The 8297-nt window shown below is 70.0% G+C and carries 5 protein-coding genes; 2 read left to right on the top strand and 3 right to left on the bottom strand.

The window, feature by feature from the left end; all coding sequences use genetic code 11:
- Window positions 1-602 precede the first annotated feature (602 nt).
- Entirely contained in the window at window positions 603-2627 is a 2025-nt protein-coding gene (locus BLT59_RS30205) for a M23 family metallopeptidase (RefSeq protein ID WP_091789875.1), read from the top strand.
- Window positions 2628-2636: 9 nt separating this feature from the next.
- On the opposite strand, the gene gluQRS is transcribed toward BLT59_RS30205, so the two are convergent.
- Genes gluQRS through BLT59_RS30190 form a run of 3 tightly spaced genes read right to left on the bottom strand, consistent with a single transcriptional unit; the run spans window position 2637 to window position 5869 of the window.
- A complete protein-coding gene (gene gluQRS, locus BLT59_RS30200) occupies window positions 2637-3494 on the bottom strand; it encodes a tRNA glutamyl-Q(34) synthetase GluQRS (RefSeq protein ID WP_244514211.1) in 858 nt (285 codons plus the stop codon).
- A 16-nt stretch (window positions 3495-3510) separates the two neighbouring features.
- Window positions 3511-3792: a hypothetical protein gene (locus tag BLT59_RS30195; protein WP_091789872.1), complete on the bottom strand. Its 282-nt coding sequence runs from the start codon at window positions 3790-3792 to the stop codon at window positions 3511-3513.
- 46 nt (window positions 3793-3838) lie between these two features.
- Entirely contained in the window at window positions 3839-5869 is a 2031-nt protein-coding gene (locus BLT59_RS30190; RefSeq protein ID WP_091789869.1) for an ATP-binding protein, read from the bottom strand.
- Between the two features lie 198 nt (window positions 5870-6067).
- Between BLT59_RS30190 and BLT59_RS30185 the strand changes: the two genes are divergently transcribed.
- Window positions 6068-7711, top strand: coding sequence for a GMC oxidoreductase (locus BLT59_RS30185; RefSeq protein ID WP_091789866.1), 1644 nt, complete (start codon window positions 6068-6070; stop codon window positions 7709-7711).
- Window positions 7712-8297: the final 586 nt, after the last annotated feature.

The raw sequence follows: 8297 nt of genomic DNA, 5'->3' as shown, positions 1-8297 counted from the left end.
TGAAGAGATTGATCTGGCCGATCACATTATTCTCAGACGGAGCCTCACATCGACCAAGTGCCAGACGCTTCACAGCGCCAAAACACCCGTCGGTGAGCTCAGAAAGAAGAACAACAGATCGGCACAAGTCTCTCACGCCAGGCCCTAAGACCTAGCCGCAAGGACAAACGCCGCCCGCGTCTCCCTTCCTCATTCCAACTTGTCAAAGAACCGCCCCAGTCACCCGAGGCTCATCAGAGGCAAACAGAAGACCGTCCGGCTGCTTCGCCGGCCAGTCCCGCCGCTTGTCAGAAGATGGCTCAGCGCCCGGTCCACTTCCGCGGCCGGCGCCGATGAACCGGGGTATAGAGCCCGAAGATTCACCCGTCAACTCCCTTTTTCGAGCCAGCTCGGCGCCCTTGCGAGATCCTCGGCTCGCGAGCGATGTCGGCGTTCTTCATACGAGAGCGGCGCACAGCCGCGAGGCGCCTCAATCTCGACACGCTGGGTCGAGAGATGATTTCGCCGGGCGCAGATGGTGCTTCCGGTCGGGTTGAATCCGGCCTTTGCACCCCGTGTTTTGCGGGGACGCCCGTTCGCCATCGTCTTCTCAGGGCCTTCGAGTGAAGCGCGAGCGACTCAAGATCGGCGACGTAGCCGCCCGCTCCTCGCGGCGTGGGGTGCAGGAACCTCTCGATCATCTCGGCGCGACCGCGACGCAGATCGACCGGCGGGCGGTCAACCTGCGTTGGCTCTGCGCCAGCAGCCTCACGGGCCTGACCGGTGCCGGCCTGATCGCTGCGGCCCTCCATGTGTCCCTTCAGGGCGACGTCTCCTTTGCGGCCATCCCCGAGAAGGTGACGGTCATGCCCCGGCCTCAGCCGAGTGAGAGCGGCGCCAACATCGCGCGCAAAGGCGACCGGCTGGTGCGCAACCTGATGATCGCATCGGCCAAGCAGAGCTTCCGGGCGCCCGTCACAGTCCGCCTCGGGGATCGCGAGATCATCAAGGCCAAAGCCTTCGTGCGGCTGACCACTCCCCTGTCAATGACGACCGGTATCTACGCGAGCGAGCCGCCCCGCTTCGATCCCATGAAATTCGTGTCCGACGAGCCTCTGGAGCGCGCGCCCGACGCCTCCGCTGAGGCTCCGGGCGCCGAGGTGACGGTGGTCAAGCGCGATCTCGCCGATTCCGTTGTCGACGCCAACGCACCCGCACTCACCGACGACGACGTCACCGCGCAGGTCGAGGAGGAGCGTCGCATCGCCGCCGAAGCGGGCCGCCGCGCCGCCATTCCGATCGCACCGCAGATCATGCTGTCGCGCACGCTCCAGCAGGGAACGGCCGCGGACGGCGACGGATCGGCGCCGAAGGACGCGAACCCGTTCAAGTCGATCGAGGTTCTCGTCGTCCCGGAGAACGTCACCAAAGTCGCCAAGGTCGAGCTGAAGGCCAACGAGGCGCCCCTCGTGGAGGAGCGCGACCTCGCGCTGAAACGCGGCGAGACCCTCGAGACCACGCTCAAGGCCACCGGCTTCGCGGGCGAAGACGCAATCCGCGGCATCGTCGGAGCGCTCGGCGGCAAGGCCCGCACTACCGCCCTTGCCGAAGGCCAGCCGATGCGCGTCCAGGTCGCGCCCGGTCCCCATCCAGGCGACCCGCGCCAAGTCACCCGTGTGGTCCTCTACGGTGAGAACGGGATCGAGGGGATCGCCGCGCTGAACGACCGGGGCGCCTTCGTGTCAGTGGCGCCCCCCACCGAGGAGGCCCCCTCCCCCAAGGGGCAGTCTCAGGCGGGGAGCGGCGAGGAAGACGACGAGGATTCCGGCTCAGGTCCGCGCCTGTACCAGAGCCTGTACGAGACGGCGGCGCGCCACGATCTGCCGCGGGCCACTGTCGAGGATATTGTCCGCGTCTTCAGCTATGACCTCGACTTCCAGCGTCGCATCGGCAGCGGCGACGGGCTCGACGTGTTCTACACCTACGACGACGAAGCCGGCGCGGATCGGCCGGACCTCCTCTACGCGGGGCTGACGCTCGGCGGCGAGACCCGCAAGGTCTACCGCTTCCAGTCCCCGGACGATGGGACGATCGACTATCTCGATGACCAGGGCCGCTCCCTGAAGAAGTTCCTGCTGCGCAAGCCCATCGCCGACGGGATCATGCGGTCCGGCTTCGGCTACCGGCGTCACCCGGTGCTGGGCTACGCCAAGCTGCACACAGGTGTCGACTGGTCGAACCCGATCGGCACACCGATCATGGCGGCCGGCAATGGCGTGGTGATCCGCGCCGAGATGACCTCGGGCTACGGCAACCGGGTCGAGGTTCAACACGTCAACGGCTACGTGACGACCTACAATCATATGTCGCGGTTCGGCCGCGGCATCCGCGAGGGCGTCAAGGTCCGGCAGGGTCAGATCGTCGGCTATGTCGGCTCGACCGGCCTGTCGACCGGCGCACACCTCCACTATGAGGTGATCATCAATGGCCACTTCGTCGATCCGATGAAGATCCGTGTGCCCCGCGGCCGGGAACTCGACGGGCGACTGCTCGCCGAGTTCAAGCGCCAGCGTGAGCAGATCGACATCACCATGCAGAAGTCGAAGAGCGCCACGGCCCTGGCCCAGCGCGACGCTGCGGTCCGCTGAGGCCGTCCTTCAAGCGAAGCCGAGCCGTGCGCGGATCTCCGCGGGCGTCGTACCGGCCCGCCGAAGGTCGGCGAGGGATTGCGAGCCGCGCGACTTAGACAGCTTCTCACCCCCGGCGTCGAGCAGCAGCGGGTGGTGGCGGTATCGCGGCGTCGCGAGGCCGAGCAGGGCCTGCAGGAGCACGTGCAGGTCGGTCGCCGCCTCCAGGTCGCGGCCGCGCACGACATAGGTGATCCCCTCCACCGCGTCGTCGTGGACCACGGCGAGATGATAGCTCGTCGGCACGTCGCGCCGGGCGATCACCGCGTCCCCCCAGCGTGCCGGATTCGCCGCGACCTGATGCGCGCCGGCCTCGTCGACGGCGACGTATTCGTGCGTCGGACCGGCGCGGCGCAGGGCGGCCGCCATGTCGAGCCGCCAGGTATGCGGGTCGCCCCGGGCGATCCGCTCCGCCGCCGAACCCAGGTGGCGGCAGGTGCCGGGATAGAGTGGTACGCCGTCCGGATCGCAGGGGCTCTCACTGCCGGAGGCGATGCGTGCCCGGATCTCCCCGCGCGAGCAGAAGCAGGGATAGGCGAGTTCGCGGCCGATCAGCCCGTCGAGAGCGGCCTGGTAGGCCTCCATGTGCCGGGACTGGTGCCGCACCGGTTCGGGATAGGTCAGCCCGAGCCAGGCGAGGTCGGTGACGATCCCGTCGATGAAGTCCGGCCTCGAGCGCCCGGGGTCGATATCCTCGATCCGCAGGCGGCAGACGCCCCCCATCCGGGCGGCGAGGTCCGCGTTGAGCAGCGCCGAGTAGGCGTGGCCGAGGTGCAGCCGCCCGTTCGGGCTCGGTGCGAAGCGCAGCACCGGCGTCTCGGAGGTCACGGGCGGTACCGTCGTATTACCCCTCGCGCCGGTGGAGGCATTGCAGCGCGCCGGGCTGGCAGGCGATGCCGGGCAGCGAGCAGGCCGGGCCCTCCGCCAAGCGCCGGCAGACCGTGCAGCCGTCGCTCCATTCGAGGCAGGCCGGGTCCTCCGCCGCCGAGCGCGCCGGTGCCCCGTGACGCGCGGGCGCCAGGGCGCCGATGAGCACGGTGGCGATCACGAGGATAGCGGTGCCCCAGGCGGCAAGCGCGCCGCTCGACGAGCGCGGTGCGGACGGCGGAGGGCTGGCTCTAGACATGGCCGTCCTGTTGGCGCGGGACGCGCCCGCCTGTCAACGCGCGCCCTCAGGCGGCCCGCGCGGATCGGCGCTCCAGCAGCGCCGGGAGCAGCTTGAGATTGAGCGGCTTGGCCAGGAACCCGTCGAATCCGGCCGCCCGGGCGGCGATCTCGTCCTCGCGGCCCGCATTCGCGGTCAACGCGACGAGATGGAGCCGGCGCGCGCCGTCCGATTCGGCGGCGCGGATCCGCCGCGCGGTCTCGTGCCCGTCGAGGCGCGGCATCCGCACGTCGATCAGGGCGAGGTCGAAGGGACCGTCCGTTTCCAGCCGCTCCAGGGCCGCGAGACCGTCGACGGCATGGACCACCGTGGCGCCGAGCCGCTCCAGCGCCCGGCTCGCCAGGAGGGCGTTGATCGGGTTGTCCTCGGCGAGCAGGACCCGCAGGCCGCTCCCGGCCGGCGGCGGCACTGCCGGCGGGGCGGTCGCGGCCTCGACCGGGCCCGACGACGCGAGCAGGCGCTCGAACAGGGAGCGCGGCCGGACCGGCTTGATCAGGTAGCCGTCGAAGCCCGCCGCCCCTGGGGCGCCGAAGCCGCGCCGATCGAACGGCGAGAGGAGCACGAGGCTGGTGCGCACGCCGCAGGCACGCGCCGCATCCGCGATCTGCCGCACTGCCGCGTCGCCCAGCGCCCGGTCGGCCAGCACCACGTCGAAGGCCGCGCCCGACAGGGCGTCGAGGCCCGAGTCCAGGCTGTCGACGATCACGGTGGCAGCCCCGGCCCGCGACAGGCTGCGGGCGAGGTACGGCGCCTGGAACGGCGAGTCGGCGACGATCAGGCAACGTTGCGCCGCGAGAGCCGGCAGCGGCGCGCGTTCGCCGCCCTCGGCCGCCGCAACCTCGGCCAGCGGCAGCAGCACCCGGAAGGTCGAGCCCCGCCCGAGGCGCGATTCCGCCTCGATCCGCCCGCCCATGCGGGTCACGAGCCGCCGCGTGATGGCGAGCCCCAGCCCGGTGCCTTCATGGCTGCGGCTCGCGCTGCCATCGCCCTGCTCGAACTCCTCGAACAGGATCGGCAGCCTGTCCTCCGGGATGCCCGGGCCGGTATCCGCCACCGCAAGTACGACCTCGCCGCCGGTTTCAGCCCGCGCGAAGCTCAGGCTGACGCCGACGCCGCCGCGCTCGGTGAACTTGATGGCGTTGCCGGCGAGGTTGATCAGGATCTGCCGCACCCGGTCGGCATCGCCCAGGATTGCGGCCGGGAAGTCCTCGGCCACGTCGAGGGCGATCTCGATCCCCTTGTCCTGGGCCCGGGGCGCCAGCAGCTCGACGATCCCCTCGGAGAGGGCCGGCAGATCGAAGGGCTCGGCCGCGAGGTCGAGGCGCCCGGCCTCGATCCGCGAGAAGTCGAGGACGCCGTCGATCAGGCCGAGCAGGGCCTGACCGCTGGTTCGCACCGCTTCCACATAGGTGCGCTGCTCAGGGTTCAGCTCGGTCCCGAGCACGAGGTCGGCCATGCCCAGGATGCCGTTGAGCGGCGTCCGCATCTCGTGGCTCACCGTCGCCAGGAAGCGGGATTTCGCGACACTCGCCGCCTCGGCCCGCTCCAGGGCCGCGTCGCGGCTGCGGATCGCCTCGACCCGCGTGGTCACGTCCCGGCCCGCGCGCAGCCAGTGCGTCGCGTCGCCGTGCGCCACCGGCATCTCCACGAAGGCGAACCAGCGCGCCCGGCCGTCCGCCGTCCGGACCTGCGCCTCCAGGCGGCGGACCCCGTCCGGCCCGATCTCCACGGCGTTCCGGTCGAGGATCTCGAGGTCGTCCTGGGAGCCGATCAGCGCGATCGGCTCGCGGCCGAGCAGGCGGGCGAAATCCTCGTTGGCGTAGGTGATGCGCCCGCGGGCATCACGCTGGACGATGATTTCGGTGGTGGCGGCCACCAAGGCGCGGTAGCGGTCCTCGCTCTCGCTGATCCGCCAGATGCGGTCCTGCAGCCGCTCGGCCTCGCGCTCGGCGCGCCGCGTTCCGAGCAGGCGCCAGAGGCCGAAGGCCAGCAGGGCCGCTGTCAGGAGCGCCAGGACAGGCGCCATCGTGTCGATCATTCCGGCCTCCCCGGCGTCAGGCCGGTCCGCCGCAGGATCGCAGCCGAAGCTGAAGGCGGCGTTGGGAAAGGCCCTTAACTGCCGGTTGCGGATTTCGCAGAGTCCGCGACGCGGCACGAGCTGAACGGAACCGTGAGGTGATCCGAAAAGCGGCTCGCGAGTTGCCTGCCAGGGCGAAGGCCCGGACGGAGACGGTACATGCCCGGTGATCACTACGACGTCATCATTGTCGGGTCCGGTCCCGGCGGCGGCACGATGGCGTGGCGCCTCGCCCAGACCGGCAAGCGCATCCTGCTGATCGAGCGCGGCGACTACCTGCTGCGCGAGCCGCGCAACTGGGACAGCCAGGCGGTGATCGTCGACGGCTACTACCAGGCCAAGGAGACGTGGTACTCCTCCGACGGCAAGAGCTTCCACCCGGGCCTTCACTACTATGTCGGTGGGAACTCGAAGTTCTACGGCTCGATCCTCTTCCGCCTCCGCGAGAAGGACTTCTCCGAGATCCGCCACCAGGACGGCGTCGCGCCGGCCTGGCCCGTCGGCTACGACGTCTTCGAGCCGTATTATCAGGCCGCCGAGGAGCTGTTCCACGTCCACGGCCTTCGCGGCGAGGACCCGACCGAGCCCTGGTCGACGAAGCCCTACGCCCATCCGCCGGTGGCACACGAGCCACGGATCCAGGAGCTGTTCGACAACCTGAAGCATGCCGGTCACCACCCGTTCCACCTGCCGGTGGGCGTGCGGCTGGTGGAGAAGGACGGCCGTGCGGTGCCGACCTCGCCCTGCATCAAGTGCGAATCCTTCGACGGCTTCCCCTGCCCCACCAACGGCAAGTCCGATGCCCAGACCATGGTGGTGGATCCGGCCCTGCGCGATTGCCCGAACCTGACGCTGCTCACCCGCACCTATGTCGAGCGCCTCGTCACCGACGCCTCCGGCCGCAGCGTGACGGGCGTGGTCGGCACCCGCGACGGCGCGCCCTTCGAGGCCTCCGCCGACATCGTGGTGGTGGCCTGCGGCGCCCTCTCCTCGGCGCTGCTGCTGCTGCGCTCGGCCAGCGACCGGTATCCGAACGGCCTCGCCAACGGGTCGGATCAGGTCGGGCGCAACTACATGCGCCACAACAATTCGACGGTGCTGGCGATCTCCAAGGTGCCGAACCCGACCCGGTTCCAGAAGACGCTCGGCCTCAACGACTTCTACTTCGGCGATCCGGACCCGAAGGACGGCTGGGATTTTCCCCTCGGTCACATCCAGATGGTCGGCAAGTCGGACGGAGCCCAGATCCACGGCGAGGGCCTGCCGGGCTTCCTGCAATGGTTCCCCGACAAGCCCTTCGACTGGATCGCCAAGCACTCCGTCGACTTCTGGCTGACCTCCGAGGACGTGCCGCTGCCGCAGAACCGGGTCTTCTACAAGGACGGCAAGGTCCACCTCGACCTCACCGAGACGAACGTCGAGGCCCACAAGCGGCTCCGGCAGAAGCTGCGCGAGATCTGCAGCTTCACCGACATCCACCCGCACCTGTTCGACCGCTCGCTCTACCTCGGCAAGAACGTCCCGATCGGCGGGACGGCCCATCAGGCGGGGACCCTGCGGTTCGGCGAGGATCCGAAGACATCGGTGCTCGATCCGAATTGCAAGGCGCACGAGCTGGACAACCTCTACGTGACCGACGCCAGCTTCTTCCCGTCGATCGGCGCCGTGAACCCGACGCTGACGATCATCGCCAACGCCCTGCGGGTCGCCGATCATCTCGTCGCCCGGATGGGCGCCCGGGACGAGATCGCGCCGCCCCGGCTCTTCGACCACACCGAGCCGCGGGAGCCGCTGCCGGCCTGAGGACCGGTGGCGTGAGGAACGCCGATCCCACCCCCCTCCTCATCCTGAGGTGCCCGCTGCACTCCGGCACCTCAGGATGAGGGAATAGCCGTGGACACGCGTCATCGTCCCCGCGCGCCTTTGGCGCCGGGGGCATGGCCCAAGAAGCGAACACGCGGGACGCGGGACGCCGCGGGAACCCTGTGTCGGCCAGTCAACGCGCGGGATCCGATCCCCGCGGCGCCCGCGGCATCGACCGGGCTTGGTCCCCGGCCGGTGCCGTCTTTCTCGTCGCGGTGTCTTTCGACGCCCCGGACCTGCGCCTGCCTGCCAAGCGGTCTCTGCGAGGCGCACGCACCTCCGGAACCCGCTATCAGCGCCGTGGCCTTCCAGCCGTCCCGCCTCGTCGTGGGCGGGTCCGCAGGTCGCTCAGGGTCAGCCCAGAAGCGGGTCGGCGCGGGGGCATTTCCGCACCCGCCGGGCAAAGCACCGCCCGGTCTCACGCCCGCCACCGAGACACGCCCCGTACCGGTTCGCCGCCCGGGGCGATGGCGGCTGAGAGCCACCGACGCAGGCACCGCCCTCACCCACGGACCCGCCCGGTCAG

The sequence above is a fragment of the Methylobacterium sp. UNC378MF genome (assembly GCF_900103195.1).
Classification (GTDB): Bacteria; Pseudomonadota; Alphaproteobacteria; order Rhizobiales; family Beijerinckiaceae; genus Methylobacterium.
Note: the sequence above shows the minus strand (reverse complement) of the source record. Positions and strands in the feature narration are given on the sequence as shown.